The sequence below is a fragment of the Pseudarthrobacter lactosi genome (assembly GCF_055412785.1).
Genome location: NZ_JBVAYS010000003.1, coordinates 21,130 through 46,882 on the forward strand (window position 1 = coordinate 21,130; position 25,753 = coordinate 46,882).

At 66.2% G+C, this 25,753-nt stretch carries 22 protein-coding genes and 2 tRNA genes; 12 read left to right on the forward strand and 12 right to left on the reverse strand.

What is annotated here, in order from left to right; translation table 11 throughout:
- Positions 1 to 182 precede the first annotated feature (182 nt).
- Positions 183 to 836, forward strand: coding sequence for a phosphate signaling complex protein PhoU (phoU, locus tag ACZY0Q_RS13580; protein WP_463917610.1), 654 nt, complete (start codon positions 183 to 185; stop codon positions 834 to 836).
- A gap of 76 nt (positions 837 to 912) precedes the next feature.
- On the opposite strand, the gene ACZY0Q_RS13585 is transcribed toward phoU, so the two are convergent.
- A complete protein-coding gene (locus tag ACZY0Q_RS13585) occupies positions 913 to 1,659 on the reverse strand; it encodes a phosphoglyceromutase (RefSeq protein ID WP_463917612.1) in 747 nt (248 codons plus the stop codon).
- A 79-nt stretch (positions 1,660 to 1,738) separates the two neighbouring features.
- Here ACZY0Q_RS13585 and ACZY0Q_RS13590 point away from each other — a divergent pair, with 79 nt between their 5' ends.
- Entirely contained in the window at positions 1,739 to 2,563 is an 825-nt protein-coding gene (locus tag ACZY0Q_RS13590) for a class I SAM-dependent methyltransferase (protein ID WP_463918649.1), read from the forward strand.
- A 193-nt stretch (positions 2,564 to 2,756) separates the two neighbouring features.
- Here the strand turns inward: ACZY0Q_RS13590 and ACZY0Q_RS13595 are convergent, their stop codons facing one another.
- On the reverse strand, positions 2,757 to 3,107 hold the full coding sequence (locus ACZY0Q_RS13595; RefSeq protein WP_463917614.1) for a DUF2516 family protein: 351 nt from the start codon (positions 3,105 to 3,107) through the stop codon (positions 2,757 to 2,759).
- Positions 3,108 to 3,116: 9 nt separating this feature from the next.
- Positions 3,117 to 4,307, reverse strand: a complete 1,191-nt coding sequence (locus ACZY0Q_RS13600) for a trans-sulfuration enzyme family protein (RefSeq protein ID WP_463917616.1) — start codon at positions 4,305 to 4,307, stop codon at positions 3,117 to 3,119.
- 53 nt (positions 4,308 to 4,360) lie between these two features.
- On the opposite strand from ACZY0Q_RS13600, the gene tmk reads away from it, so the two are divergent.
- From tmk to ACZY0Q_RS13635, 7 genes are all read left to right on the forward strand, one after another.
- Positions 4,361 to 5,017, forward strand: a complete 657-nt coding sequence (gene tmk, locus ACZY0Q_RS13605; protein WP_463917618.1) for a dTMP kinase — start codon at positions 4,361 to 4,363, stop codon at positions 5,015 to 5,017.
- Positions 5,014 to 6,156 carry a DNA polymerase III subunit delta' gene (locus ACZY0Q_RS13610; protein ID WP_463917620.1) on the forward strand — a complete coding sequence of 381 codons (1,143 nt, stop codon included), beginning with the start codon at positions 5,014 to 5,016 and terminating at the stop codon, positions 6,154 to 6,156. The genes tmk and ACZY0Q_RS13610 overlap by 4 nt, the downstream gene beginning before the upstream one ends.
- A gap of 21 nt (positions 6,157 to 6,177) precedes the next feature.
- The gene (locus ACZY0Q_RS13615) at positions 6,178 to 7,743 is read left to right on the forward strand and encodes an alpha/beta hydrolase (RefSeq protein ID WP_463917622.1); all 1,566 of its coding nucleotides are present in this window, start codon (positions 6,178 to 6,180) and stop codon (positions 7,741 to 7,743) included.
- Positions 7,744 to 7,839: 96 nt separating this feature from the next.
- Positions 7,840 to 7,912: transfer RNA gene (locus ACZY0Q_RS13620), tRNA-Thr, on the forward strand.
- A 344-nt stretch (positions 7,913 to 8,256) separates the two neighbouring features.
- On the forward strand, positions 8,257 to 8,685 hold the full coding sequence (locus ACZY0Q_RS13625) for an Hpt domain-containing protein (protein ID WP_463917624.1): 429 nt from the start codon (positions 8,257 to 8,259) through the stop codon (positions 8,683 to 8,685).
- Positions 8,686 to 8,788: 103 nt separating this feature from the next.
- The gene (locus tag ACZY0Q_RS13630) at positions 8,789 to 9,784 is read left to right on the forward strand and encodes a hypothetical protein (RefSeq protein ID WP_463917626.1); all 996 of its coding nucleotides are present in this window, start codon (positions 8,789 to 8,791) and stop codon (positions 9,782 to 9,784) included.
- A gap of 39 nt (positions 9,785 to 9,823) precedes the next feature.
- On the forward strand, positions 9,824 to 10,009 hold the full coding sequence (locus ACZY0Q_RS13635; RefSeq protein ID WP_463917627.1) for a hypothetical protein: 186 nt from the start codon (positions 9,824 to 9,826) through the stop codon (positions 10,007 to 10,009).
- Between the two features lie 3 nt (positions 10,010 to 10,012).
- On the opposite strand, the gene ACZY0Q_RS13640 is transcribed toward ACZY0Q_RS13635, so the two are convergent.
- From ACZY0Q_RS13640 to ACZY0Q_RS13680, 9 genes are all read right to left on the reverse strand, one after another.
- The gene (locus tag ACZY0Q_RS13640; protein WP_463917629.1) at positions 10,013 to 10,492 is read right to left on the reverse strand and encodes a hypothetical protein; all 480 of its coding nucleotides are present in this window, start codon (positions 10,490 to 10,492) and stop codon (positions 10,013 to 10,015) included.
- A gap of 8 nt (positions 10,493 to 10,500) precedes the next feature.
- The gene (locus tag ACZY0Q_RS13645) at positions 10,501 to 11,184 is read right to left on the reverse strand and encodes a bacterial proteasome activator family protein (protein ID WP_463917631.1); all 684 of its coding nucleotides are present in this window, start codon (positions 11,182 to 11,184) and stop codon (positions 10,501 to 10,503) included.
- Between the two features lie 126 nt (positions 11,185 to 11,310).
- On the reverse strand, positions 11,311 to 11,514 hold the full coding sequence (locus tag ACZY0Q_RS13650) for a YbdD/YjiX family protein (RefSeq protein ID WP_463917632.1): 204 nt from the start codon (positions 11,512 to 11,514) through the stop codon (positions 11,311 to 11,313).
- The gene (locus ACZY0Q_RS13655; RefSeq protein ID WP_463917633.1) at positions 11,511 to 13,814 is read right to left on the reverse strand and encodes a carbon starvation CstA family protein; all 2,304 of its coding nucleotides are present in this window, start codon (positions 13,812 to 13,814) and stop codon (positions 11,511 to 11,513) included. The genes ACZY0Q_RS13650 and ACZY0Q_RS13655 overlap by 4 nt, the downstream gene beginning before the upstream one ends.
- A gap of 213 nt (positions 13,815 to 14,027) precedes the next feature.
- Complete coding sequence (locus ACZY0Q_RS13660) at positions 14,028 to 14,312, reverse strand: DUF1540 domain-containing protein (RefSeq protein ID WP_111907293.1); 285 nt, start codon at positions 14,310 to 14,312, stop codon at positions 14,028 to 14,030.
- Between the two features lie 139 nt (positions 14,313 to 14,451).
- Positions 14,452 to 17,349 (reverse strand): hypothetical protein, encoded by a 2,898-nt coding sequence (locus ACZY0Q_RS13665; RefSeq protein ID WP_463917635.1) that lies wholly within the window; start codon positions 17,347 to 17,349, stop codon positions 14,452 to 14,454.
- A gap of 1 nt (position 17,350) precedes the next feature.
- Positions 17,351 to 18,088 (reverse strand): ABC transporter ATP-binding protein, encoded by a 738-nt coding sequence (locus ACZY0Q_RS13670; RefSeq protein WP_463917637.1) that lies wholly within the window; start codon positions 18,086 to 18,088, stop codon positions 17,351 to 17,353.
- On the reverse strand, positions 18,085 to 18,696 hold the full coding sequence (locus ACZY0Q_RS13675) for a PadR family transcriptional regulator (RefSeq protein ID WP_463917639.1): 612 nt from the start codon (positions 18,694 to 18,696) through the stop codon (positions 18,085 to 18,087). The genes ACZY0Q_RS13670 and ACZY0Q_RS13675 overlap by 4 nt, the downstream gene beginning before the upstream one ends.
- 121 nt (positions 18,697 to 18,817) lie before the next feature.
- Positions 18,818 to 19,801, reverse strand: a complete 984-nt coding sequence (locus tag ACZY0Q_RS13680; protein WP_463917641.1) for an NAD(P)H-quinone oxidoreductase — start codon at positions 19,799 to 19,801, stop codon at positions 18,818 to 18,820.
- A gap of 109 nt (positions 19,802 to 19,910) precedes the next feature.
- Between ACZY0Q_RS13680 and ACZY0Q_RS13685 the strand changes: the two genes are divergently transcribed.
- The 3 genes from ACZY0Q_RS13685 (at position 19,911) to ACZY0Q_RS13695 (ending at position 25,710) form a co-directional block, all read left to right on the forward strand.
- A tRNA-Ser gene (locus ACZY0Q_RS13685) sits at positions 19,911 to 19,998 on the forward strand.
- A 143-nt stretch (positions 19,999 to 20,141) separates the two neighbouring features.
- On the forward strand, positions 20,142 to 20,909 hold the full coding sequence (locus tag ACZY0Q_RS13690) for a VOC family protein (protein WP_463917643.1): 768 nt from the start codon (positions 20,142 to 20,144) through the stop codon (positions 20,907 to 20,909).
- 238 nt (positions 20,910 to 21,147) lie between these two features.
- A complete protein-coding gene (locus ACZY0Q_RS13695; protein WP_463917645.1) occupies positions 21,148 to 25,710 on the forward strand; it encodes an ExeM/NucH family extracellular endonuclease in 4,563 nt (1,520 codons plus the stop codon).
- The last annotated feature ends 43 nt before the right edge of the window (positions 25,711 to 25,753 follow it).

Below are 25,753 nucleotides of genomic sequence, written 5' to 3' on the forward strand. Positions count from 1 at the left end.
AGGCCGTGGTTCCTGCCCTAACGGTGCGTCATGGGCCTTAAGGGAGACGGTTCAACTAACGTTCATCTACAAGCGACTAAACGTTTACCGGACGCTGACAGAGTTATACGTTGGAGTGCCGAATGGCGACATGAGTTCCGTCTGCCACCTGAGGGGCGGAGTTCCAAAGAAAGGACGCCCACGTGCGTAAGGTTTTTCAGGAAGAGCTGACCCAGGTGGGTGAGCAGCTGGTGGAGATCTCGAAGCTGGTCAGCGAGGCAATGGGGAAGGCTGCTCTGTCTTTCCAGGTTGCCGACGTTGATCTGGCGGAGGACGTCATTGCCGCGGACGCCCGCATCGACTTTTTGCAGACCAGCCTCGATGAGCGCGCCATCGATATCCTCGCCCTGCAGGGGCCGGTGGCCAGCGATCTGCGGATGATCGTGGGATCCTTGCGGATGAGCGCTTCCCTGGAGCGGATGGGGGACCTGGCCCGCCACATCGCCCAGCTGGCCCGGCTGCGGTTCCCGTCCACCGTGATTCCTGCATCCATGACGGAAACGTTCAACAAGATGGCCGAGCAGGACCAACTGATCGCGGACAAGCTGATCGTGCTCCTGGAATCCCGGGACCTCGAAGTGGCCCGCGACATCCTCAAGGCCAACAGCGCCATCGACGATCTTCACCTGAGCGTCTTCAAGGCGATCGCCGCCCCGGGCTGGGCCGAATCCCCCGCAACCACTGTGGATGTGGCCCTGGCCAGCCGATACTTCGAACGGTTCGCTGACCACGGCGTGTCCGTTGCCCGCAAGGTCACGTACCTGGTTACTGGCGAATGGCAGCCGCAGAGCTTCTAGCCTCTCGCATTACCGCGTACGACGGCGGGCCGGTCACCTGAGGTGACCGGCCCGCCGTCGAACGTTAACTACTGCTTTATTTCTTGCCCTGGTTGGCCACTGCCAGGATGGCCTCAGCGGCGGCCGCCGGATCCAGGTAGGTGCCGCCCGGCTTGACCGGCGCGAAGTCCTCATCCAGGTCGTAGACCAGCGGGATGCCTGTGGGGATGTTCAGGCTGGCGATGGCGTCGTCGCTGATGCCGTCAAGGTGCTTGACCAGAGCGCGCAGCGAGTTGCCGTGGGCGGTGACCAGGACGGTCTTGCCGGCTTTGAGGTCTTCCTTGATGTCGGATTCCCAGTAAGGAAGCAGGCGGACCAGGACATCCTTGAGGCACTCAGTGCGGGGCAGTGCGTCACCGAGGTCCGCGTAACGGGGGTCGTGAGCCTGGGAAAACTCGGAGTCGTCGGCCAGGGGCGGCGGCGGGGTGTCGTAAGATCGGCGCCATTCCATAAACTGGTCCTCGCCGTATTCGGCCAGGGTCTGTGCCTTGTCCTTGCCCTGCAGGGCGCCGTAGTGGCGTTCGTTCAGGCGCCAGTCGCGCTTGACGGGGATCCAGCCGCGGTCCGCCTTGTCCAGGGAGATGTTGGCCGTGTTGATGGCGCGCTTCAGGAGCGAGGTGTAGAGGACATCGGGGAGAAGATCGTTCTCAACCAGGAGCTCGCCGCCGCGTGCCGCTTCCTCGCGGCCCTGGTCGTTGAGGTCAACGTCCACCCAGCCGGTGAACAGGTTCTTGGCGTTCCATTCGCTGTGGCCGTGGCGCAGCAGAATCAGCTTGTAAGTCATGATTTTTATCCTAGCCGAGGGCACGCTGGAGCCCGCTGTGCGTTACAACACAGGACGCACCGGGGATAAAGTTGGGACCGTGGTCCAAAAAGCTGAACGGGTGAACGCTCCCCATCATCGGAGCGGCAGGCCGGTCGGGAACATCACCCGGGGCACCACGAATCCCAACCGGATGCGGCGGGTGGACCGCTGGCTTACCGGCCCCCAGTCCTGGCGCCTGCGCGCTGCCGAAGAGCCCCTCGTGGTTGACCTGGGCTACGGCGCCACGCCGGCCACCGCCGTCGAACTCTTTGAACGCCTCCGCGCCGTCCGGCCGGACGTGCGGGTGGTCGGGATCGAAATCGAGCCCGAGCGGGTCCGGGTGGCCAAGGCCCTCGAAAGACCGGGCCTGAGCTTCCAGGTGGGCGGTTTCGAGTTGCCCCTCCCTGGGCGCCCCGCGCTGGTCCGCGCGTTCAACGTCCTGCGGCAGTACGAAGAGGCCGATGTGGCGGGGATCTGGCGGCTGGTCCAAAGCCGGCTTGCCCCCGGCGGGCTCTTTGTCGACGGGACGTGCGATGAGATCGGGCGGCGGGTGACGTGGATTGCCCTCGACGCCGAGCGGCCGCTGACCCTGAGCATGTCTGTGCGGTTCGGCAGCTTTGACCTGCCCTCGGAAATTGCTGAGCGGCTGCCCAAGGCGCTGATCCACCGCAATGTTCCGGGCGAGCCTGTCTACGGGCTGATGCAGGCCATGGACCGTGCCTGGCTGGAGTCAGCGCCGCTGGCGTCGTTCGGCAACAGGCAACGCTGGCACGCCATGTGCCGGGCACTGCTCGACGGCGGGTGGCCGGTTCAGGACGGGCCCTCGCGGTGGCGCCTGGGCGAACTGACCGTGGCGTGGGAAGCCGTGGCGCCGACGGTCTAGGCTGCGCCCGGGCCGGTGGCTGGGCCCACGCCGGTGGGGTTCCCTGAGCGAGCTTGCGAGCTGAGGGAGCCGGTGGCTGGGCCCACGCCGGTGGGGTTCCCTGAGCGAGCTTGCGAGCTGAGGGAGCCGGTGGCTGGGCCCACGCCGGTGGGGTTCCCTGAGCGAGCTTGCGAGCTGAGGGAGCCGGTGGGGACTACCAGCCGCCGTAGGGCCCCGTATTGCGGCTGCCGCCGCGGCCCGCGTCCTTGACCGCTGGCCGGACGTCGGCAAGGTACACAGAGGCTGCCACTACTGCGGCAAGTCCGAAGAGGCCCAGTGTGCCGAAGATTCCGCCGCTACTGAAGAGCGAGATGACGCCGATCAGGGTGGCACCGCCGGTCAGGGCCAGCCAGAAGGTCTTGGTTCGTTTGCCGGTCGCCTCAAAGGCGGCGGACTTGTGCCTGACGCAGTCCAGCAGAGCCCACACCTCAAGTGCGAGTGCCACCAGGGCAAGGATAAAAAACACTGCCAGCTCTACAGGCCGAATAATCAGTTCACCGTCCACCGTCCAAGCCTAGCGGCCCAGCGAGTCCAGCGCCTGCTTCAAATCGGCCCAGAGGTCTTCAATGTTCTCAATGCCGACGCTCAGCCGCACCAGGTTGTCCGGGACACTCAGCGGCTCGGCGGCGTGCCGGCGGCGCCGTTCGATCAGCGACTCCACACCGCCCAGGGAGGTGGCCGGCAGCCAGAGCTGCAGGGCGCGGATCAGTTTGTCGGCGGCGTCCGCTCCGCTCAGGCCGGCAACCGGCGCGATCTGGACGCACACCACCGAACCGAAACCCGTCATCTGGGTCTTGGCCCGTTCGTGGCCGGGGTCCGTGGGCAGGCCCGGGAACCGGATGCTGTCGATCAGTGGGTGCGCGCTGAGGCGTTCGGCCAGCACCGCGGCGGATGCCTGCGACCTTTCAACACGCAGGGCAAGCGTCCGAAGCCCGCGCAGTGCCAGCCATGCCTCGAACGGCCCGGCAATGCCGCCGTGGATGATGCGGTGGTGCAGCAGCGCTGCCCGGATGTCGGGGTTGGAGGTCACCAGGGCGCCGAGGACGACGTCGGAGTGCCCGGCCAGGTATTTGGTCACCGAGTGAAGGACGACGTCGGAACCCAGGCTCAGCGGCTGCTGGACCAACGGCGTGGAGAACGTATTGTCCGTCACCACGATGGCCCCCACCCGATGTGCTGCTGCAGTGAGTTCCCGGATATCAGCGATGCCCAGCATGGGGTTGGTGGGGCTCTCAAGCCACAGCATCCTGGCTGCCTTGGCGTCCGGGCCCTGCGGGGCGAGCTGTGCTTTGACCGCGTCTGTGTCCGCGATATCCACAGTCCGCAGTTCCAGGAAACCCTTCTGCGCCAGCTCGGTGGCCATCACCAGCGAGCCCGCGTAGCTGTGCGACGGCATCACCAGGACTCCGCCGGCGGGCAGCAGGGACAGCGCCGAACTGACGGCCGCAAGTCCGGACGCATAGAGCAGGCCCGGCAGTTCAGATCCCTCAAGCTGGCCCAGGGCCTCCTCGAAGGGGTCCCAGGTGGGGTTGGAATAGCGGCCGTAGCCCCGGTCGCCGTCGCCGAGCGCTCCCGTGCCGAAGTATGTCGAGGACAGCACGATGGGCGGGTTGACGGGCTCGTCCCGTTCACGCGGCGGCCGGCCGGCGGCAACCACCACGGTTTCGGCCGACAGGGAGGCTGCATGCTGTTCCGAGAGACTCATGGAGAAAGCGTACTTGGACGTGCGGCGGCGTCCGAAGTCGGTAGTCTTGAGCGGTGACAACCAACAGCCCTGGACTTTTCATCGCCTTCGAGGGCGGCGACGGCGCCGGCAAATCCACCCAGGCTGCCCGGCTGGCCGAGACCCTGGAAAAACGTGGCCTGACGGTCCTGCGGACCCGCGAACCCGGCGGGACCCCCATTGGCGAAAAACTGCGTTCCCTGGTCCTGGACCACGGCCACGGCCACATCGACGCCCACACCGAGGCCCTCATTTTTGCCGCCTCCCGCGCAGCCCATGCCAGCCAGGTCATCCGCCCGGCGTTGGAACGCGGCGAGGTTGTCCTGACGGACCGCTACATTGATTCGTCCGTGGCGTACCAGGGGGCCGGCCGGGATCTCGGTGCCGACGCCGTGCGAACCCTCAACGAATGGGCGACGTCGGGGCTGCAGCCCGATCTCACTGTGCTGCTGGACGTGGATCCCGCTGACGGCCGCCGCCGCCGCACAGCCGGCGATGCCGCAGAAGACCGCCTTGAGTCAGAAGCGGATGGGTTCCATGCAACAATCCGCGGGGCGTTCCTCGAACTGGCCGCCGGCCGGCCGGAGACATACCTGGTCCTGCCGGCGGACTTGCCCGTCACCGAGCTGGCCGCGCGCATCCTCACCCGGGTGGATGCCTTGCTCGCGTCTGCAGGCCGGGGCGCCGCATGACTGTCTGGGACGACCTTCAGGGCCAGCCCGCCGTCGTCGAACAGCTCCGCCAGGCCTCGCGGGGCGAGGGACTGACCCATGCCTGGCTTTTCACGGGCCCGCCCGGCTCCGGTCGTTCCAACGCCGCGAAGGCCTTTGCGGCGGCCCTCAACTGCGACCAGGACGACGTCGCCAGGCGTGGCTGCGGCGAGTGTCCAGCCTGCCTGACCATCCTCGGCGAAACCCATTCGGACGTGACGTACGTCAGGACCGAGAAGGTCACGATCACCATCGATGAAGCCCGCGATCTTGTATCCAAGGCGGGCAACCGGCCATCGTCCGGGCGGTGGCGGATCATTGTGGTGGAAGACGCCGACCGCATGGCCGAGCGGACCACCAATGTGCTACTGAAGGCCATCGAGGAACCCACTCCGCGGACCATCTGGATGTTGTGCGCACCATCGCCCGCTGACGTCCTGGTGACCATCCGTTCGCGCTGCCGGGCCGTGGCCCTGCGCCTTCCCCCGGCCGCCGACGTCGCCGCATTGCTGGTCAAGCGCGACGGAGTGGACCCGGTGCTCGCCGAACGCGCGGCCCGCGCGGCCCAAAGCCATGTGGGAATCGCCCGCCGGCTGGCGCGGGACCCTGAGGCACGGGAACGCCGGCTGGAAACCGTGAGGTTCCCGCTGGGTCTGCGCGGCGTGACTGCGGCGGTGATGATGGCGGACAAGCTGGTGAAGATCGCCACCGCGGAAGCCAACAGTTCCAATGAAGAGCGCGACGCCGCCGAGAAGGTTGCGCTGCTGGCCACCCTGGGTGCCCCGGAGTCAGGGACGCTCCCGCCATCGATGCGCGGCCAGGTCAGGCAACTTGAAGACGACCAGAAACGGCGGGCCAAGCGATCCATCACCGACTCCCTGGACCGGACACTGACGGACTTCCTCTCGTTCTACCGGGATGTGCTGATCATCCAGCTAGGGAACGCCGTGGAGCTGGTGAACGTTGAGCTCAGGGGTGAGCTGGAGGAATTCGCTGCCCGGTCTGCCCCGGAGACCACCCTCGCCCGCATGGACGCGATCAACAAAGCCCGCCAACGAATTACCACCACTAACGTTGCTCCGCTATTGACCATTGAGTCGATGGCAGCCAGCCTGATCTAGCAACTACTAGGAGACCGCTCGATGACTGCACGCCCCCTGCCCGCACGCTCCCGATCCCTGGTGATTGGGCTGCGGGCTGCCGGCGCCCTGATCGTGGCCCTGACGCTGGCCTCCTGCAGCCTCTTTGGCGGGGATACCCCGGACGCAGCGCCTGCTACGGCCAAGGCAGACCCTGCCATCGTGGCGTCCGCGCCCGCTGGGCTGGATGCCTTCTACGCCCAGGAAGTCGTGTGGGAGCCGTGCGAAAACGGCTTCCAGTGCGCCAAGGTCACCGTGCCGTTGGACTATGCGCAGCCTGATGGCGACAAGATCCAGATTGCCGCGCTTCGGGCTCCCAGCACTGGCAAGAAAACCGGCAGCCTGCTGGTCAACCCGGGCGGTCCGGGCGGGTCCGGCTACGACTTCGTCAAGGATGCCGCCGGAACGCACTTCTCGCAGTCCGTCCGCGCAAGCTACGACTTGGTGGGCTTCGACCCGCGCGGCGTCAAGCGCTCCGCCCCGGTGACCTGCCAGACGGACGCCGAACGCGACGCGTCACGGGCCAAGATCTACGCACTGGATACCGACGCCGGGCTTGCCGCCGCCTTGGCAGACAACAAGGTCATCGCTGAGCAGTGCGCCGAAAAGACCGGTCCTGTACTGGGTCACGTGGACACGGTCAGCGCGGCCAAGGACCTGGACGTCCTGCGGGCCGTGGTCAACGATGCAAAGCTCAATTATCTTGGGTACTCCTACGGCACTTTCCTTGGTTCCACCTACGCTTCGCTGTTCCCGGACAATGTGGGCCGGATGGTCCTGGACGGCGCGTTGGATCCGTCCATCAGCAACGAAGAACTGACCAGCGGCCAGGCTGTGGCGTTCGAAAAAGCAATCAGGGCCTATGTGGCCAGCTGCCAGCAGGAATCCTCGTGTCCGCTCACCGGGAACGTGGACAGCGGGGTCCAGCAGATCCGCGACATCATCAACGCCGTCCAGGCGACACCCCGGCTGGCCAAGGACGGCCGCGTCGTGAACGCCACGATGTTCGTCAGCGGCCTCATCACCCCGCTGTATAACGACCAGAGCTGGCCGGCCCTGACCCAGGCCCTGGAAGCCGCGACGACGGGCGACGTGAGCCTGATGCTCCGCCTGGCGGACCTCGGCGCAGACCGCGGCGCCGACGGGAAGTATACGTCCAACTCCACCTTCGCCTTCGCCGCCATCAACTGCCTGGACTACCCCATGGTGTCCGACACCGCCGCCATGCGCGCGGAACAGCAGCGGCTTATGCAGGCCTCCCCCACCCTGGGCTACTTCTTCGCCTACGGCGGCACCAACTGTTTGGACTGGCCGTACAAAAACCTGCGCACTCCTGCCCCGGTGGAATACACCGGTGACGCCCCCATCGTGGTTGTCGGAACCACCGGCGATCCTGCCACCCCAGTGGAATGGGCGGCGTCCCTGCGCAAGCAGCTGGGCAACGCCTCCCTGCTGACCTGGCAGGGAGAGGGCCACACCGCCTACGGCCGGGCCAACACCTGCCTCGAAGACGCCGTGGACAAGTACCTTGTGGACGGAACGGTTCCCGCCGACAACACCGTTTGCTGACGTGTTTGGGACGCCCATTTTGACCCGGGCGCAGGGACTCTATTACAGTTGACTCTTGCATGAACCGCCCGGTTACGCCGGGTGAATTTGTGCGGTGCTTCCTTAGCTCAGTCGGTAGAGCGTTTCACTCGTAATGAAAAGGTCATCAGTTCGATTCTGATAGGAAGCTCGGGACAAACCCCCTAGAAACCAAGGTTTTTAGGGGGTTTTTCGCTGGATTGAGCGAGCCGAAAGTGGCCATGGTCTACCCCGTAGTGTGCTCGACCACGCTAGTCATGCACAGTCTGAACTGAGCGTGCAAGTTGGAAACACGACAAAAACGGCGCCGCACATCCGAAGATGGCGGCGCCGATTTTGTACCCGAACCGGACATCTGAGTCACGTTGGAGCAGGCATGGGAGCCTGAAAAGTCGAGTACCGCCTACTCGTGTATCCACCCTGCCTTGCCGCGTAGCCTCGCTTGTAAGTCCTGGGGGACGCAAATAGAGGTGGGGCGACTCTCAGGGGCTAGTCATGAGTTTGAATCTTCAAGGGCACCATGTTCATCAGCAGGCTGACGCCAGCCCTAAGCCGCTGCCACTCTTCGATGCAGCGGTACTGGGGAGGCTGCGTGAGGAACTCGGCGAGGATGACAGCGTATGGAGGGTGTTCGTTCAGAATTTCATTGCGCTGCTGCCCGACAGGATCCGGCGGGTGCAACTGGCTCTGACAACAGGAGACCGGGCCGGTGCCTTGGATGCCGCCCTGAGCCTGAAGACGTCCGCGCAGATGGTCGGCGCGGTGTGGCTCGCGGACCTTGCCCTGGAATTGGAGCTGTCCCTGAGGGCCGTGAAAGATCAGGAGCCTGAACGAGTCCTGCCCCAGATGGCGGCTGCGCGCCTGCAGCGGATCACACGATGCAGCAGGCAGACGACAGATCTGCTGCTGCGTTGCCTCGCCTGACGCCGCGCGACTCGACAGTCCAGCGGCGTCGCCACGACATCCGGCCAGCCTAGGCACTGAGCTCAGACGGCCACGCCCAGCCCCTCACCCTATGATGGCGTGCATGGATGACAAGGCGCTGGCGGCAATCGCATTCGAACTGTACGCCCTTCCTTTCGAGGAGTTTGTGTCCGCCCGGACGTCCGCAGCGAAAGCCTCCGCCGGTTCCGGGAAAGAACTGCCTGCCGCCGTCAAGGCCTTGCCAAAACCGTCAGCGGCGGCCTGGGCGGTCAACATGTTGGCCATCCATGAGCCGGGTGTGGTCACCCGACTTGCCGAGCTCGGCCAACGGATGCGCGCGGCCCAGGCATCCCTCGACGCCGGAGCCCTGCGGGAACTGGCTCGTGAGCGCCGCACCCTGCTGGCGACCGCCGTCGACACCGCCCGCTCCGTTGCCGAGCGCCAGGGACGCACCATCAGCGCTACGATCGCGGCCGACGTCGAGCGCACCCTGCAGGCGATGACAGCCGACGAAGGTGCCACCGCCGCCGTCCAAAGCGGGCTGCTGGTCCAGGCACTGTCCGCCGACGGCGTGGACACCGTCGATCTCGAGGGAGCCGTGGCTGTGCCGGGCGCAGTGCCCGCGCAGCGCGCCACCCGGCCGGCCACCACTCCCCCAGACCGTCCACAACAGCCACCGGCCGCCGCACCGGAAGAGGAGGACCGGACGACGGCAGAACGCGCTGCCCACAGGCCTGCGGACCAGCCACGCCTCAAGGCTGTCCGGGAGACTCCGCGACCGGCGTCCCCGCCGGCCCTGGAAAAAGCCAACGCTGCCCTGGCCGAGGCCAAGGCGGCCGAGGATGAGTCCGCCCGGCTGGCCTCGGACCGGCAAAGGCAGCTGGCGGATACGGAGGCCGAAGTCGTGGACCTGACCCGCGAAACACGTGAGCTCCGCGACCGGCTCAAGGCCGCGGAGGAGCAGCTGGACAATACCAGGAGAAGCCTGGGCACGGCGGCAGCGGAGGCCAAGCAGGCGGCGCGGGCTGCAGATAAGGCCAAGCGGTCAGCCGTGCTCGCGCAGGAGCGGGTGCTCCGCCTGGGCAACACGCGGGACTGATGAACGGTTATTGTCAGACCCCGGTTGCAGACTGGATTTATGGAAAACCAACTTGCACAGGAATTTCACGTCACGTACTTCGACGCCGATAGCGGCCGGATCTTCAGTGAAAGCTTCGACTCCCTGAAGGAAGCCGAGCGTTTCGCCAGTAGGAACTGCGGCAGCGAGGAATCGTGGGCCGTCATCGACGCTGTCACGGTGGAACAGGCCCGGATCGCCGCCTGAGGCTCAGCCGGAGCGACTTTCGGGTTGGCCGCCCGCGGCAGCATCCTCGGCGAGCCGGCGTTCGGCGTCGGCCACCTGCTCGAACACCGATTCCGCGCGGCGGCGCACGGAAGCCGCCCCCACCGGGATAGGACCGACGGCGAGCCGCAGCATGGCGGCAGCCTCGGCGGTGGTGGCCAGCGAATTGCCCGCCTTCGACAGCGACCGGTGCACACCTGCCAAGTCCCCGGGAATGTCGAGGCCTTCGCTGGGCGACCGCCGCTGGGCCTCGACGCACACAACACGGACACGCTCCATGAGCCCCGCCAGCTCGTTGGCTACTTGCACCAGTTCGGCATAAAGCTGCTCGTCTTCGACACCTTCAAGGACCTGGTGATAGCGGTCCAGGCCCCGGTGAAAGCGATCGTGGGCACGGCGCCACAGGCCCTTTCCCAGCTCAGCATCGTCTTTGCGCCCTTGGCGGGCGGCAGTTAAGAATCCCATGCAGGAACCTAGAGGTACTGGCCGGGGCCGTGGTCCGGGTCCTCCGGCTGGCCGGACGGTACCGGACCGGAAGGCTGGCCGGCGGCGGCCCTCTGCGGCTCGCCGTTCTCCCCGATTACCACACCAGGGGCGATCAACGTGCCAGGCGGAAGCTGCCGCAGGTGCATCTGCGCGGCGGCCTGCTCCCTGACCGCGTGTTGGGCGGCGATAGCCGTCTGAATACCGTGGAAGAGGCCTTCCAGCCAGCCCACCAGTTGCGCCTGCGCGATCCGAAGCTCGGCGTCGGACGGTGTGGCGTTCTCCGGGAAAGGCAGGCTGATCCGTTCCAATTCTTCAACGAGCTCCGGGGCCAGCCCGTCCTCCAGCTCCTTGATGGAACGTTCGTGGATCTCGGCCAGGCGTTCGCGCGCGGCGTCGTCCAGCGGAGCTGACTTAACCTCCGCCAGGAGCTGCCGGATCATGGTGCCGATCCGCATCACTTTCGCAGGCTCGTCCACCAGGTCTTGGACGTTGCTGCCTCTGGCCCCGGCCTTGGCCTTACCCCCGGCCGCCGGGCCGGTACTGGCCGGGCCAGCAGCGCCGGTGCCGGCTCCTGCCGGGCTGGCCGCAGCCGGCATGGCCTCTTCACCGTTGTCGAGGGTCCTGCCCTCGACGGGGACATCATCAGGCTGAGTGTCTGTCGGATCGCTCATGCGTTCATACTCTCACGAGCGGAGGGCGCACAGCCCATGGGTGACGCCGCCAGTAGCCGCCGGTAGAGGACGCACAGCCCAGTCGATGAAGCCGGCCGGCCGGTGAAGGCCGGCCGGCCGCCAACATCAGCAGCACCGGCCCTGCGGGTTGGAGTCCTGGCGGTCCGTCCGGTCCCGCCAGAACTCGCGTTCCGTCAGGGGAGGCTCCCCATGTCCGGCCGCGTGGTGGTGCTCCAGGTACTTGGTGTACGCATCAGCACCCAGCACGCCGCCGAGGTACCGGGCGAAACCCCGGAACCCTGTTGCGACGGCGGCCAGACCGGAGCTCATTTGTGGTGGCCTGCCCTTTCAAACCGTAAATCGGCAGGCAGCTTGTTCCACTCGGCCAGCAGTTCACGTTCCGCGGGCGTGGGGATCAGGCCGGCGGGTGCGAAGACCTTCGACGGCCGGGCCTCATCCTCGTTGTCAACGTTCGGGATCCCCGCGGAATGGTTGCGGAAGGCCTTGACGGTGGAAACGATCGCCATGGCGATGACGATGATGCTCAGCACCACAAAGATCACCGACAGCCAGCCCTGGATCGCGGTGTTGCGCACCACGGCTTCCATGGCAACAACACTCTTGGCCGAGCCGAACTCCGTCTTGCCGTCCGCGAGCGCCTTGCTGAAGGCGGCATTGTTGGCGAAGTAGCCGACGGCGGGGGTCGAGGAGAAGATCTTCTGGTAACTCGCGGTGATGGTCACCACCGCTGCGAAGGCCAGCGGCACGGCCACGATCCAGAGGTACTTGAAGCTCCCCCGCTTGGCGACGATGGCCAGGCACACAGACAGCGCGATGGCTGCCAGCAGCTGGTTGGCAATGCCGAAGAGCGGGAACAGCGTGTTGATGCCGCCCAACGGATCAGTCACGCCCATCAGCAGCACGGCACCCCAGGCGGCCACCATCACGGCAGTGCACAGCCAGGCTCCCGGCCGCCACGAGTGCTCCTTGAACTTCGGGACGAAGTTGCCGATGGAGTCCTGCAGCATAAAACGCGCAACCCGGGTACCGGCGTCGACAGCCGTGAGGATAAACAGCGCCTCGAACATGATGGCGAAGTGGTACCAGAACGCCATCAGGGCAGTGCCGCCGATGAACTGCTGCATAATATGGGCGAGGCCGACGGCGAGCGTGGGCGCACCGCCGGTCCGGGACACGATGCTTTGCTCGCCGACGTTGGCTGCCGTTTCCGCGAGCATGGCGGGGCTGATGTTGACCCCGGACAGGCCGAGGCCGTTGACCCAGGCGGCCGCGGTTTCCACCGTGCCGCCGGTCAGGGCCGCCGGGGCATTCATGGCGAAGTAGAGGCCCCGGTCAATGGAGATGGCCGCGACCAGCGCCATGATGGCCACAAATGACTCCATCAGCATGCCGCCGTAGCCGATAAAGCGGGTCTGGCGTTCCTTCTCGATCAGCTTCGGGGTGGTGCCCGAGGAGATCAGCGCGTGGAAGCCGGATAGCGCCCCGCAGGCAATGGTGACAAACAGGAACGGGAACAGGGCACCCGGGAACACCGGTCCGTTGTCCCGGCTGGCGAACTCGCTGAAGGCCGGGACCGTGATTTCCGGGCGGACCACGATGATGGCCAGCGCGAGCATCACGATCACGCCGATCTTCATAAAGGTGGAGAGGTAGTCGCGGGGAGCCAGGAGCAGCCAGACCGGAAGGATCGCGGCGATGAAGCCGTAGACAATGAGGCCCCAGGCAATGGTCACCTTGTCCAGGGTGAAGAACGCGGAACCCCATTCGGTCTCCGCCACAAGGCCACCGCCGATGATGGCGGCCATCAGCAGCACAAAGCCGATCAGGGAGACTTCCATGATCTTGCCCGGCCGGATGTAGCGCAGGTAGACGCCCATAAACAGCGCAATCGGGATGGTCATGCCCACCGAGAACACGCCCCATGGGCTTTCGCCCAGGGCATTAACGACGACGAGCGCGAGGATCGCCACGATGATCACCATGATGAGCAGTGTGGCGATCAGTGCTGCGGTACCGCCGATGACGCCCAGTTCTTCACGGGCCATCTGGCCCAGGGAACGGCCGCCACGGCGCATGGAGAAGAACATCACCAGGTAGTCCTGGACCGCACCGGCGAGGACAACGCCGATGATGATCCAGATGGTGCCGGGGAGGTAGCCCATCTGGGCAGCGATGATCGGCCCGACCAGCGGGCCGGCGCCGGCGATGGCAGCGAAGTGGTGGCCGAACAGCACGTTACGGTCCGTGCGAACATAGTCCTTGCCATCAGCCTTGTATTCCGCCGGCGTGGCGCGGCGGTCATCCGGCTTGGTGATGAGGCGTTCGATCACCTTGGAGTAGAAGCGGTAACCGATCAGGTACGTGCAGACCGAGGCAAACACGAACCAGATCGCATTGACGGTCTCGCCCCGGACAATGGCCAGCATGAACCACGCGACGCCGCCGAGCAGTGCGATGGCTGCCCACAGGGCGATCTTGGCAGGGGTCCACTTCTTGTCTTCGGCCTCGCTGACGGCCTCATCCACGGCCGTCGGCGGAAGCTTCGGATCGGCGGTCAATGGGCCGCTTCCTTTCGCTGCACGTACCGGTTCGTCAGGCCTGCTGGCCATGTCTCCTCCTTGAGAATTGGTGCTTCAGTGAGTTGCTCAAAGGCACCCTACCAACGCCGAGCCAACGAGCACGCGGCATTGTCCCCGCGCCGCGTGTCATTGCGGTGAACGGCGGGCGGGAGGCGCCGAGCGCACAAAAGCCCCCGTTCAGGGATTCCTGGACGGAGGCCTTCGTGTTTGACCCGGGCGGGAGCTGTAGCTGCCCCTGCGTGATTACGCGTGTGCGTAAGTGAGGCAGTCCGCGTTGTCAGCGCCGGGGCCCACATGGACTTCGGGGGCGTTGCACATCAGGTGGTCGTTGTGGACGCACTCGGAGCGCTGGCATGCTCCGACATCTGCCAGGACCTTGGGCAGCCCGCCGTGTGTGCCGGTATCGATGAACGTGGCGCAGCTGGCGTGGTCTTTGCTCCCGCCAACAGTGATGGCGTGGGCCGTACAGCCTTCATGGTCATTAAACGAGCAACGGGTAACACTGCAATCGGCAACATGTGTTGTCATAAGAGGTCCCTCCGTACTTCGGCCGCCCAGGACGGACGGCGTCCTAAGCCCCACGGTAGGCCCGTTGGGCCCAATCAAAAAGACCCAACTGTGTGACCTAATTACGGCACGCCCTCACTCAGTAGCCGCCGCAAACCGCTCAGGTCCCCACCTCCCGGCGGGACACCGGAAGCCTCGCCCGGGTGAACAGCCATGCCAAGGCCGCGCCGGTGAGCGGTACCGCCAGCAGCAGCGCCAAGAGCTGGAGCCAGGGCACGACGGCGGTCCGCGCCATCCCGGTTGCGGTCACCAGCAGCACGGCGGGCACTATCCCGGCAACACTTCCCAACACAGTTCCGAGACCCGCCGTCATCAGGGCCTGCGAACCCGCTAACGCCTTCCGCAACCGCGGGGCAGCGCCCACGCCGGCAAGGGTCACGTGGTCCTTCCGCGAGTCCGCCATAGACAGGCCCGTGGTGATTCCGGCCGCGCTAAGGGTGATCAGCGCGCCCAGGCCCACGATGGACCAGAGGACCAGCGAGGCGTCCCGCTCCGCTCCGCGCTCCACATGCGGGGTCCCGAAGCGGTCGTTGTAAAGGCCGGCGAGTGCTGCTGTCATTTTGTCTGCCTGGGTGGCATCCGGGTAGGCGCTGAACTGGACCAGCAGAGCGCTGTCATCCACCCGCATGCCGGCCGCCGCGGCAGCTTCCGGCGATACCACTCCGTAGTAAGGCACGTTGACGGACGGCTCCAGAACGGCCGCGGCCACGTCCGTCCGCGCCGTCTCCTCGTAGCCCTGGAAGGCGCCTGTGGCGGGGTCGGCGCGCGCGGGCTTGCGGACGTCCCGCGCCACCAGCGATGCCTGCCCGTCGCGGACGAACACGGGATTGCTGACTACCATTCCGCCGGCCGCCAGCACATCGCGTGCTTCCGCCGTCGGGACCGTTCCAAACAGCCTTTCGACGTCATCGGCAGTCCCGACCACCATCGAGTCGGCCCTTCCCTGGGACTCATACGGGCGCATTGGCCCCTGGCAGCGCCAGTCCTCCGGATCCAGGACACGCCCGCCGGCCGTCACGGGACACGCGTTGCCATCCGGTGTGGCCAGCGAATACTGCAGGCAGCTCGACGCCGGCGTCTGGGCGGGCGACGCGCCCACCAGGTCCGGCCGCGTTTCGCAGTTCCGGATGGCGGCCGTGCGCAGCACACCCGTCCATTCGACAGTGTCCACTGCTTCATTGAGGGCGGACACCACCGCAGCGGGCTCAATCCGTAGCGGATCCGGCATTGTCCCGTCAGCCAGCAGGGGTTGCCACACGGACAACGGGAGGACCGCCTGGTTCGGCAAACCGGACCAGTTGTGGTTCCGTTGCTCGTTCGCCTGCTGGCTGGCGGCCAGCACCATGCCGGCACTGGCCAGGGTTGCAGCGGCAAGAACGGCGGCAACCGCGGGTACAGTCCGGCTGCGGTTGCGGGAAGAGTCCCGGGCGGCCATGCGCGCAGCAAGGGGAAGGCGCCCTGCACGCTTGGCAAGGAGGGCCACCATCTTGCCGGTCAGCAGAACCAGGGATGCAACGCCCAGTACGGCGCCGCCCAACAGAAACGAGGCAATCACCTGCGTCCTTGAGCTGAACACGTCCGGGTCTTCGCTGCTGACGGCAAGCCCCGTGCCGGCGGCCAATGCCGCGGCGGCCACGCCCAGCAGGACGGCACCCACCACTGTTGACGCTTTGCCTGCCGGCGTGGGTGCACGCCCCGATTTGAGCGCGCCCAGAACGGCCTGGCGCGCCACCTGCCGAGCCGGGGCCAAGGCAGCAAGCAGGCACGCCACAAAGCCCATACTCATCACCAGGACCGTCAACAAAGCGTCCGGATGGAAGCCTGGGAATCTGACGGACCCGTTCAGCCGTGCAATGATCACCACCCCCGCGGCCGAGGCCAGTCCCACCGCAGCGCCGGCCGCTACGCCAAGCCCGCCGAGCCACAGGCCAGCCGCCATCACCACCGAGCGGATTGTCGGGCTTTCGGCCCCCGTCGCGGCGAGCAGGGCCAATTCCCGAACCTGCCCCTTGGCGCCCACGGCAAACGCGGCTCCCGCCAGCAGCCCCACCTCCAGCAATGCCAGGGCACCCAGGAGCGCCCCGGCCGCGTAGGTTGCGAACGGCAGCGACGCGCTCGACGACGTCCCTGCGCCGTCCGCCCCCCGCTCCGATTGAGGTGGCGGCTGAAGCACCACGGACCTGGACAGCACGGTGACACCCACGGCGTTGGCCGCCAGCACCTGGCTCCAGGTCACCGGATCGGTACCCACCAGGTAATACATGGTGGCCTTGATGGCCTGCTCGGTTGGGACCGGGCTGGTTGAGGCTGGCGGCGCCGGAGCGCCCACGCTGCCCTGGCCCGGCTTGAGGTAGGCGGTGGAGTTGCTGTCCGAATATCCCGCATCGCGGACTGTTCCGACCGCAACAAACGTCCCGGCCGACGTCGACAGTTCCTCCCCCAAACCCAGCCCGAAGCGTTTCAGCAGTCCGGGCGACACAAGCATCTCGGCATCAGTCCCGGGGGCCCTGCCGTCCAGCAGCGTGTATTTTCCGGCAAATGCAGGGGCCAGCGCGTCCACCGCCCGCCCCACCACAGGCACTTCCGCAGCACCCGACTCGGCGGTGAGGTCCAGGGTGGATTCTGTGAGCACGTCGTAGCCGGCCGGAATCGCGTCCCGCGGATCGATCGGTGTGAAGTCAGGGTTGCTGTCCCAGTCGCTGGTGGTTATCTGCAGCTCTTCGACAGGGTCCTGGACCATGACCCCGTTGGCCATGGGCATGGGCCGGAAACGAGCCTGGGTGGTGCCGAGCTGGTACTGCACGCGCTCGGCGGCGCTTTCCTGGGTGCTCTGGACCAGGGTGAATGCCCCGGTCATTGCGGCCACGGGAAGCATGATCAGCAGGATGATCAGGAGGGAACGCCCTTTGTGGCGGCGGATATCGCGCCGCGCCATCCGCACCGCGACGCGGAAAGCCTGCCGGCGCCCGCCGGGCGCCGGCTTCAGGTCCAGCGCCACGTCAGTATCCGGCCTGCGCCAACAGCATGGCTGGATCATGCATGGCGGCCGCCTGGTCCACGATCCGCCCGTCCCGGAGGAAAACCACCCGGTCAGCCCACGCGGCATGCCGGGCCTCATGGGTCACCAGCATCACGGCCGCACCGGCATCGGCACGTGCGCGGAGCACTTCCATCACGCCGTGGCCGGTGGTGGAATCCAGGGCTCCGGTAGGTTCGTCGGCCAGGATCAGCCGGCGGTCACCCACGATGGCCCGCGCGATGGCCACCCGCTGCTGCTGTCCGCCGGACATCTGGTCCATAAAGCGGTCCGCGAGTTCCGGGATGCCCACCTGACGCAGCGCGTCCAGCGCCTGCCGTTGAGCCTTCCTGCTGGCCGTCCCGTCCAGTTCCAGCGGCAGCGCCACGTTTTCGGCCGCGGTCAGGGTGGGGACAAGGTTGAAGTCCTGGAAGACGTAGCCGACGGCGCGGCGGCGCAGCCGGGCGAGTTCGTTAAGTCCCAGCCCACCCAGGGGTGTCGATTCGACAAAGACACCGCCCGACGTCGGCCGGTCAAGTCCCCCGGCAAGCGCCAGGAGGGAGGATTTCCCGGAACCTGACGGACCCATCACTGCGACGAACTCGCCGGCCCTGATACTGAGGTCGACCTCGCGCAACGCGGCGACCGCCGTGGCGCCTTCACCGAACGTCCTGCTGACTTTGGCGAGTTCCAGGACCTGCTGCGGTCCCAGGACGCTCATCGGCGGTTGTCCGCGATGAGCGGGGCAGCCTCTTCCACAGTGACCCCGTTGGACGATTTGCGTGGTGTGGCGTGGCCTGCGGTCTGTGCCTGCTGCAGCATCCGGGCCTCGCAAAGATCCAGCCAGCGGACCTCCGCTTCCGTTTGGAAGATCAGCGAGTCCAGCACCAGCAGCCAGGCCGTATCAGCCGCCCGTTGGTTGGCGGCCGTGTCGCGGCGGGCCTTGGTGTAATCCTGCAGCGCCCGGATGGATGCCACCCGCTGGGCCTGGATGATGGCCTGCACATCCACGCCGGGCAGCGTGACCGCGAGCGCCAGTTTGATGGCCAGCTCGTTCCGTGGCGGGTTGTTGCGTTCCACGGGGGCGGCAAACCAGTTCTGCACTTCCGCCTTGCCCGCGTGGGTGATGCTGTAGACCACGTGGCCTTCGCCGTCGCTGCCATCGTTGCTGACCAGGCCGTCGCGTTCCAGCCTGTCCAGTGTGGTGTACACCTGCCCGATGTTCAGGGGCCAGGTTGACCCGGTGCGGTTCTCGAACTCAACCCTGAGCTGGTAGCCGTAACGCGGCTGGTCCTGCAGCAGGGCGAGGAGGCTGTGGCGGATGGACATGATGCTCCTAGCGGGGGCGTGAGCGTCGGTATGCACGGACCCCCAAGACCCGTGCATACCGCGTATAGAGTGAGGCTAGCCCAAGTCCACCCCGCAAAGCAATACTCAGTATCTACCGCGCCTACATGACCAGCAGGATCTTGCCCACATGGTCGCCGCTGTCGAAGTACCGGTGCGCGGCCGCTGCCTGGTCCAGCGGGAAAGTCTTGGCCACCAGGGGACGGATCCGGCCGTCCGTAATGAGGGGCCACACGGATTCGCGCACCGCGTTCATGATGGCGCCCTTCTCCGCCACCGGGCGTGGCCTCAGTGCCGTGGCAACCACTGCCGCGCGCTTCCGCAGGAGCTGGCCAAGATCCAGTTCCCCCTTCGCTCCGCCCTGCAGGCCGATGACCACGAGCCGGCCGTAGTCCGCGAGCGCATCAATGTTCTGCGCCAGGTACTTGGCACCCACGACATCGAGGATCACGTCGGCACCCTTGCCCCCGTTCTGCCTTCGCAGGCTGTCCGGAAAGTCCTCTTCGGTGTAGTTGATGGCGATGTCGGCGCCCAGGAACGCCTTCGCGGTCCCCACCTTTTCCGCGGTTCCTGCGGTGGTGGCCACCCTGGCACCGAATGCCTTGGCCAGCTGGATGGCCATGGTGCCGATCCCGCCCGTGGCGCCGTGGATCAGGACCGTCTCGCCCGCCTGCAGCTGCGCCGTCATGATCAGGTTGGAGTAGACCGTGGCGGCGACTTCCGGCAGCGACGCAGCGGTGACCACATCAACGCCGTCGGGAATCCGCAGGACCTGCTCTGCCGGCACCGCTACCTGCTCCGCATAGCCTCCGCCGGACAGCAGGGCCACCACCTTGTCACCCACGGAGAACGCTTTGGTGACGCCAGGACCGAACCCGGCGATCCGGCCGGAAACTTCCAGTCCGGGGATCTCGGAGGCACCCGGCGGCGGTGGGTAAAAGCCCCGCCGCTGCTGGACGTCTGCGCGGTTCAGGCCGGCGGCGACGACGTCGATCAGCACCTCGCCCTGACCGGGCACCGGCGCGTCCACGTCGCGGACCTCCAGAACCTCCGGACCACCGGGTTCTGCAATGTAGACGGCTTTCATGGAGGACTCCCGTTTTCTAGCTGATTCGTGCCCCAGAACCAGTGTGCACCGGACGCACGGCAGACTCTGTTTTGTTGCAGCCAACTGCCTATGAAACACTACTCGTTAGGGAAGGTTGTCCGAGCGGCCGAAGGAGCTAGTCTTGAAAACTAGTGTGCGGTAACCCCGTACCAAGAGTTCGAATCTCTTACCTTCCGCGAATGATCCCCGGTACGCCACATGTGGCGGGCCGGGGTTCTTCGTTTAACCGGCTTATGGGCCACACCGGAACCATTGAAACTGTCGGAGCCCGGACATAGGGTCGTTCCTGTTGCCACCCATCAACAGAAAGAGCCCCACCATGCCTTCACCCGAGATCACCCCCGGCGCACCCTGCTGGATCGACCTGATGACATCAGACATCACCCAGGCCCGCCAGTTCTACGGCGAACTCTTTGGCTGGGAATACGAGACCGGCGACGAGGAGAAGTACGGCGGCTACACCACCGCGCGGAAGAACGGCAAGACCGTGGCCGGGCTGATGCAGAAGGACGCGGACCAGGCCGGCATGCCTGACGTCTGGTCCACGTATCTCCGCTCGGACGACGCCGAGGCCACCGCCTCCGCCGTCACCGCCAACGGCGGCCAGGTCTACATGCCGCCCATGGATGTTCCGGAACAGGGCCACATGGCCATCTTCGGCGACGCCGCCGGTGCCGCAATCGGGGTGTGGCAGCCACGCGAGATGAAGGGGTATGAGCTCGTAGCCGAGCCCGGCGCCGCCGCCTGGCACGAGCTCCACACCAAGGACTACGACGCCGCCGTGAAGTTCTACCAGGACGTGTTTGGCTGGGACACGGATGTTATGAGCGATACGCCGGACTTCCGGTACACCACCCTGGGCGCCGGGGACTCCGCCAAGGCCGGCATCATCGACGCCTCCGGCTATCTGCCGGCCGAGGTTCCCTCCAATTGGCAGATCTACTTCAACGTCGAAGATGCCGACGCCTCGGTTGAGAAGGCCGTTGCGCTCGGAGCCACAGTCATTGACGGCCCGGACGATTCCCCGTTCGGGCGCCTCGCCACCCTGACCGACCCCACCGGGGCATTGTTCAAGATCATCGCATAAGTAAATTCCCTTGAAGAAATACCGGCCGGCAGCTTCCATTGAAGCTACCGGCCGGTATTGTTTTGCCCCACGGACGTTTCGCCAAATGCACTCACCATCAACCTTGCGTTCATGCGGCGCTGCTTTGCTGTGCCGGACACCACTCGATCAAACGTGGAGTCCGGCCACTGTCCGTAGGTACAACCCGGACACACTCCATCGGGTCCCCTACAGGGACACCCCTATGAAAGTAGAGCGGATGCACCATTCACCTTGGAAATTAGCGCTGGGAACAGTGTTGTCTGCGGGGCTTATCGCCACTCCGTTGGCTGCGGTCCCCGCCTTCGCGATCGACCCGGCTCCAGCCGGCACTTCACCCGTTGTGATCAACGAGGCCTACCTGAGCGGCGGCAGTGCCGGCGCCGCGTACAAGAGTAAGTTCGTTGAGCTCTACAACAGCTCCGACGCCGCGGTCTCCCTGGACGGCTGGTCGGTCCAGTACCGGTCAGGCACTGGAACCGCGGCGCCCACCAGCGTGGCTGCCCTCGCCGGCTCCATCCCGGCCAAGGGCCACTACCTGGTCCAGGGCGGCAGCAACGGCACCAACGGCGCGGACCTCCCCGGCGCAGACCTGGTAGCGACCTCCCTGAACTTCAGCGGCTCCGCCGGCACGGTCATTCTGGCGAAACAGGCCACCGCCGTCACGCTCACCACCGGCTCGGTTATTGAACCCGCCGGGGTGGCGGACCTCCTCGGCTACGGATCCTCGAACACCTTTGAAACCCAGGCCGCCGTGGCGCCCGCCGGCAACACCGACGTCAAGAGCCTGAACCGCAGCGCCGGGACGGACAGCAACAGCAACCGGGCAGACTTCACGCTGAACGCCGCCATCACGCCGACGGCGGCGGGGGGCACCGTGGATCCTGATCCAACACCTGACCCCGATCCAACACCTGCCCCCGATCCAACACCGGTCCCGGTCCCCGGCACCAAAACGATTGCGGAAATACAGGGCCCCGGTACGGCCAGTCCGCTGGCCGGCACTGCCGTGACAACGCGCGGCAAAGTCACCGCGGCCTTCCCCACCGGCGGTTTCGCCGGCTACTACGTCCAGACCCCCGGCACCGGCGGCGACCTCACCCCGGCCGGCCACACGGCGTCGGACGCTGTTTTTGTCTACTCCCCTGCCACCGCAGGGTCCGTGCAGATCGGCGACTTCGTGGAAGTCACCGGCACGGTTTCCGAGTTCTTCGGCATGACCCAGCTCAGTGTGGCGGACCCCGCCGGGCTGACCAAGCTCACCGACGCTGCGCCGGAAGTGAAGGCCACCGCCTTCACGCTCCCGGCAGCCGAATCCTTCCGCGAGGCACTCGAGGGCATGCTGCTGGCGCCGCAAGGGCCGGTCACCGTCACCGACAACTACTCACTGAACCAGTACGGCGAACTGGGCCTTTCGGGCGGGACCAGCACGCTGGTGCAGCCCACCGCCGTCGCGCGCTACGGTTCTGCCGAATACCAGGCCGCCGTAGCTGACAACGCTGCCCGCGGCATTAAGCTCGACGACGGCTCCACCACCAATTTCCTCAAAGATGCCAGCACCAAAGCCCAGGTACTGCCGTATCTGACCGCTACGGACCCGGTCCGGGTGGGCTCGCCGGTGACGTTCGCAACCAACGTGGTGCTCAGCTACACCAACAACGCCTGGAAGTTCCAGCCGCTGACCCAGCTCACCGAGGCCAACAAGGGCACGGTCCAGCCGGCCAGCTTCGGCACCACCCGTACGGAGGCTCCGGCCGCCGTGGGCGGCAACCTGAAGATCGCCTCCTTCAACGTGCTGAACTACTTCCCCACCACGGGCGACACCCTCACCGGCTGTTCCTTCTACAAGGACCGCGAGGGCAACCCCATCACGGTCCAGGGCGGCTGCGACGCCCGCGGCGCCGCAAACGCGGAGAACTTCCTCCGCCAACAGGCCAAGATCGTGGCCGCGATCACCAAGTCCGGCGCCGACGTGGTGTCCCTGATGGAAATTGAAAACTCCGCCCAGTTCGGCAAGGACCGCGACGACGCCCTGGCCAAACTCGTGGACGCCCTCAACATCGCGACTCCCGGCATCTGGGACTACGTGCGCACACCCGCCAACGCTCCCCCGCTGGCTGACGAAGACATGATCCGCACTGCGTTCATTTTCAAGAAGGCCGTTGCTGAACCTGTGGGCGAGTCCGTCATCCACAACGACACTGCCGCCTTCGCCAACGCCCGCAAGCCGCTGGCGCAGGTGTTCAAGCCCGTGGGCGCCGGGGATGACAAGAAGTTCATCGCCGTCGCCAACCACTTCAAGTCCAAGGGGTCGGCAGCAACGCCGGATGACACGGACAAGGGCCAGGGCGCCTCCAACCTGGCGCGCACGGCCCAGGCCAAATCGTTGCTGGACTTCGCCACCGGCCTGCAGGCAACGAAGGGCACGGACAAGGTTTTCCTGATCGGCGACTTCAACTCCTACGCCCAGGAAGACCCGATGAACGCCTTCGCGGACGCTGGCTATGTCAACCAGGACGGAAAAGCGAAGAACGCGGATGGCTCCGCGAAGCACTCCTACCTTTTCGGCGGCCTGGTGGGTTCGCTGGACCACATCCTGGCCTCCCCGGGCGCTGATGCAGTGGTCACCGGTGCGGACATCTGGAACATCAACTCCGTAGAGTCCGTGGCGCTGGAGTACAGCAGGTACAACAACAATGTGACCAGCTACTATGCGCCGGACCAGTTCCGTGCCAGCGACCACGATCCTGTGGTGGTGGGCCTGGACCTGCCGGCCGGCCCGGTCACGCCGGCGAGCGTTGAGCTGAATTTCCTGGGCATCAACGATTTCCACGGCCGCATCGACACCAACACGGTGCTGTTCGCCGGCACCATCGAGAAGCTGCGCGCCGCGGCACCGGGGGCCACAGCCTTCCTGTCCGCGGGCGACAACATCGGCGCATCATTGTTCGCCTCGGCTGTTGCCAAGGACCAGCCCACTATCGACGTGCTGAACGCGCTGGAGCTGGACGCTTCCGCCGTGGGCAACCACGAGTTCGACGGCGGCTGGGCGGACCTGCGCGACCGCGTCATCGCGGGCGGCACCAACGCCACGTTCCCGCTGCTCGGGGCGAACGTCTACAAGCAGGGAACCACCGAACCGGTCCTGCCGGAATACACGGTGCTGGACATGGACGGCGTGAAGGTTGCCGTCATCGGCACTGTCACCCAGGAAGTCCCGTCCCTGGTGACGCCCGCCGGCATCGCCGATCTTGAGTTCGGCGATCCCGTTGACGCCATCAACCGCGTGGCAGCCAAGATCACGGCAGGGAACCTCGCCGACGTGATTATCGTGGAAAGCCACGACGGCGCCGGGTCAGGGACGCCCGAGGGCGCCACCCTGGAGCAGGAAGTGGCAGCCGGCGGCCCGTTCGCGAAGCTGGTCACCGAAACCTCGCCCGAGGTGGACGCGATCTTCACCGGCCACACGCACAAGGAATACGCCTGGGACGCCCCTGTCCCCGGTGCTGAGGGAAAGACCCGTCCGATTGTCCAGACCGGCAACTACGGCGAGAACATCGGCCAGATCCAGCTCACGGTGGATACGGCCACCAAGGAAGTCACCGCTTCGAAGGCCGGGAACGTTAAACGGACCACAGATGCCGCCGCAGGCCTGGTAGCCGCCCACCCGCGGGTAGCGGTGGTTGACGCCATCGTTCAGAAGGCCCTGACGGACGCAGCCGCGATCGGCAACCAGCCGGTCGGGGCGCTGACTGCAGATATCACCACGGCCTTCACCGCTGACCCCGCAGGCGGGCCCGCCAAGCGCGATGACCGGGCCAGCGAATCGACGCTGGGCAACCTGGTGGCCGACTCACTGTTGGAGTCGCTCCAGCCCGCCGAGCTGGGCGGCGCTGAAATCGGCGTCGTCAATCCCGGCGGCCTCCGCAACGAGCTGTACTACTCCCCGGACGGCACCATCACGTATGCGGAGGCCAACTCGGTCCTGCCGTTTGTGAACAACCTGTGGACCACGTCCCTGACGGGCGCGCAGTTCAAGGCGCTCCTGGAGCAGCAGTGGCAGACCAACGCCGACGGCACGGTCCCCAGCCGCGCCTACCAGCAGCTGGGCCTGTCCAAGAACGTGAACTACACCTACGATGCAACGCGTGCCGCCGGTGACCGGATCACCTCGATCCGGGTGGCCGGCGACCTGATCGATCCGGCGAAGTCCTACCGGATCGGGACGTTCAGCTTCCTGGCCACCGGTGGCGACAACTTCCGGGTCTTCAAGGACGGAACCGGGACCAAGGATTCGGGGCTGGTGGACCGGGACGCCTGGATCACGTACCTGCAGGCGCATAACCCCGTGTCGCCGGACTTCGCCCGGCGGACGGTGGCCGTGGTGAACACCACGGCCGCCGAGGTCAAGGCAGGCGACGCCATCACTCTGGCGGTTTCGAAACTGGACCTCACCTCGCTGGGCAGCCCGGTTAATACCTCGTTGGCAGCAGCGTTTACCGACAGTGCCGGGACCGTGACGGATCTTGGCACGGTGCCGGTGTCGGCCGGCGCCGCCGCCGTGAATCTCGCCGTTCCTGCCGGAGCTGCTGCGGGGGCAGGAACTTTGGTGCTCACGGCTGCCGAGTCCGGCACCGTGGTGAAGGCTGCTGTCCAGGTTGCCGGCGGACCTGTTCCGCCGGTCTGCACGGCACCGGTACCGCCCACCAGGTGGTACGACGTCCTGGGCTGGATCCGTTACGGCGTTGCCTGGATCCAGTACCAGCACTGCCTGCGCGGCTAACCGCTTCGCACTACAACCAACGCGGGGTCACTTCGCGCCCATT